This is a genomic window from Cellulosimicrobium sp. GQ32 (genome assembly GCF_059758455.1).
This window is the reverse complement of record NZ_JCAXEP010000023.1, coordinates 1-3,407: the sequence shown is the minus strand read 5'-3', so window position 1 is coordinate 3,407 and position 3,407 is coordinate 1. Positions and strand designations below refer to the sequence as shown.

Sequence of the window (3,407 nt, the reverse complement as noted above, 5' to 3'; positions counted from 1 at the left end):
TGGGTGTGGTTCTTGGTTCTCTGCAGTTTTGTTGTTTTTGTTGAAGTTTTTAAGGGCACAGGGTGGATGCCTTGGCACTAGGAGCCGAAGAAGGACGTGGTAGCCTGCGATAAGCCTCGGGGAGCTGGCAAACGAGCTGTGATCCGAGGGTTTCCGAATGGGGGAACCCCGCACGAGTCATGTCGTGCGACCTGCACCTGAATATATAGGGTGTGTGGAGGGAACGTCGGGAAGTGAAACATCTCAGTACCGACAGGAAGAGATATTCCGTGAGTAGTGGCGAGCGAAAGCGGATGAGGCCAAACCGGGCGCGTGTTAAAGCTGTCAGGCGTTGCGTGTTCGGGGTTGTGGGACCCTTCTGGTGGATCTGACAGTCCGCCGGGGAGTCAGAAAGTCGTGTCATAGTCGAACCGCATTGAAAGGCGGACCACAGACGGTGCGAGTCCGGTAGACGAAATGGTGCGGCCTCCCGAAGGGGATCCCAAGTAGCACGGGGCCCGAGAAATCTCGTGTGAATCTGGCAAGACCACTTGCTAAGCCTAAATACTACCTAGTGACCGATAGCGGACCAGTACCGTGAGGGAAAGGTGAAAAGTACCCCGGGAGGGGAGTGAAATAGTACCTGAAACCGTGTGCCTACAATCCGTTGGAGCCTCCTTGGTTGGGGTGACAGCGTGCCTTTTGAAGAATGAGCCTGCGAGTTAGTGCTCAGTGGCGAGGTTAACCCGTGTGGGGAAGCCGTAGCGAAAGCGAGTCCGAACAGGGCGCCCATAGTCGCTGGGTCTAGACCCGAAGCGAAGTGATCTAGCCATGGGCAGGTTGAAGCGCGGGTAAGACCGCGTGGAGGACCGAACCCACCAGGGTTGAAAACCTGGGGGATGACCTGTGGTTAGGGGTGAAAGGCCAATCAAACTTCGTGATAGCTGGTTCTCCCCGAAATGCATTTAGGTGCAGCGTCACGTGTTTCTTGCCGGAGGTAGAGCTACTGGATGGCCGATGGGCCCTACAAGGTTACTGACGTCAGCCAAACTCCGAATGCCGGTAAGTGGAAGCGTGGCAGTGAGACTGCGGGGGATAAGCTCCGTAGTCGAGAGGGAAACAGCCCAGACCACCGGCTAAGGCCCCTAAGCGTGTGCTAAGTGGGAAAGGATGTGGAGTTGCACAGACAACCAGGAGGTTGGCTTAGAAGCAGCCACCCTTGAAAGAGTGCGTAATAGCTCACTGGTCAAGTGATTCCGCGCCGACAATGTAGCGGGGCTCAAGTACACCGCCGAAGCCGTGGCATCTGCGCTCAACTCAGGCCTTCGTGGTCCAGAGGCGCAGGTGGGTAGGGGAGCGTCGTGTGGGCAGTGAAGCCGCGGGGGAACCCAGTGGTGGAGCCCACACGAGTGAGAATGCAGGCATGAGTAGCGAAAGACGGGTGAGAAACCCGTCCGCCGAATGACCAAGGGTTCCAGGGCCAGGTTAATCCGCCCTGGGTAAGTCGGGACCTAAGGCGAGGCCGACAGGCGTAGTCGATGGACAAGGAGTTGATATTCTCCTACCGGCGAAGAACCGCCCATACCGAGCCCGGTGATGCTCACCGCCCAAACCTGTCCACCGGCCCTTCGGGGCCACCGGACAGGGGCGCGCGGGACCCGAACCGGTAGTAGGTAAGCGTATTAACAGGGGTGACGCAGGAAGGTAGCCCGGCGTGGCGATGGTAGACCACGTCCAAGGCCGTAGGCCGTCTGGTAGGCAAATCCGCCAGGCACGAGGCTGAGAGCTGACGGTGAGCGCACAAGCGCGAACTGGGTGATCCTATGCTGCCAAGAAAAGCCTCGGCGCGAGGTTCTAGCCGCCCGTACCCCAAACCGACTCAGGTGGTCAGGTAGAGAATACTAAGGCGATCGAGAGAATCGTGGTTAAGGAACTCGGCAAAATGCCCCCGTAACTTCGGGAGAAGGGGGGCCCGAAGCGTGAACACCCTCGCGGTGGGAGCGTGGACGGCCGCAGAGACCAGGGAGAAGCGACTGTTTACTAAAAACACAGGTCCGTGCGAAGTCGCAAGACGATGTATACGGACTGACGCCTGCCCGGTGCTGGAAGGTTAAGAGGACGGGTCAACCCTTCGGGGTGAAGCTCAGAATTTAAGCCCCAGTAAACGGCGGTGGTAACTATAACCATCCTAAGGTAGCGAAATTCCTTGTCGGGTAAGTTCCGACCTGCACGAATGGCGTAACGACTTCTCCGCTGTCTCAACCGCGAACTCGGCGAAATTGCACTACGAGTAAAGATGCTCGTTACGCGCAGCAGGACGGAAAGACCCCGGGACCTTTACTATAGCTTGGTATTGGTGTTCGGTGCGGCTTGTGTAGGATAGGTGGGAGACTGTGAAGCCCGTACGCCAGTGCGGGTGGAGTCAACGTTGAAATACCACTCTGGCCGCTTCGGATGTCTAACCTCGGTCCGTGATCCGGACCAGGGACAGTGCCTGGTGGGTAGTTTAACTGGGGCGGTTGCCTCCTAAAATGTAACGGAGGCGCTCAAAGGTTCCCTCAGCCTGGTTGGCAATCAGGTGTCGAGTGCAAGTGCACAAGGGAGCTTGACTGTGAGACTGACAGGTCGAGCAGGGACGAAAGTCGGAACTAGTGATCCGGCGGTGGCTTGTGGAAGCGCCGTCGCTCAACGGATAAAAGGTACCCCGGGGATAACAGGCTGATCTTGCCCAAGAGTCCATATCGACGGCATGGTTTGGCACCTCGATGTCGGCTCGTCGCATCCTGGGGCTGGAGTAGGTCCCAAGGGTTGGGCTGTTCGCCCATTAAAGCGGTACGCGAGCTGGGTTTAGAACGTCGTGAGACAGTTCGGTCCCTATCCGCTGCGCGCGCAGGAAACTTGAGAAGGGCTGTCCCTAGTACGAGAGGACCGGGACGGACGAACCTCTGGTGTGCCAGTTGTTCCGCCAGGAGCACCGCTGGTTGGCTACGTTCGGAAGGGATAACCGCTGAAAGCATCTAAGCGGGAAGCCTGCTTCAAGATGAGGTTTCCATACCCTACGGGGTGAGAGGCACCCAGCAGAACACTGGGTCGATAGGCCGGACGTGGAAGCGGGGACGAAAGACCCGTGCAGCTGACCGGTACTAATCAGCCGACAACTTCAACACCAAACACTCTTTGCTACGCGTCCACTGTGCGGTTCCCGAACCACCAACACCACACCCCACACAGGGGTACCCAGTGTTGGACAGGTTCACAGAGTTACGGCGGTCACAGCGAAGGGGAAACGCCCGGTCCCATACCGAACCCGGAAGCTAAGCCCTTCAGCGCCGATGGTACTGCCCTGGAGACGGGGTGGGAGAGTAGGACGCCGCCGGACAACCCTTCACCGAAGGCCCACCCCACACGGGGTGGGCCTTCGGCATTTC

Annotated in this window: 2 rRNA genes; both read left to right on the top strand. The window is 58.3% G+C overall.

The annotated features are described in order from the left end of the window. Nucleotides 1-39 precede the first annotated feature (39 nt). Nucleotides 40-3,146, top strand: a 23S ribosomal RNA gene (locus AC6CH9_RS20735). A 95-nt stretch (nucleotides 3,147-3,241) separates the two neighbouring features. Then, nucleotides 3,242-3,358: ribosomal RNA gene (gene rrf / locus AC6CH9_RS20730) — 5S ribosomal RNA — on the top strand. Nucleotides 3,359-3,407 lie beyond the last annotated feature (49 nt).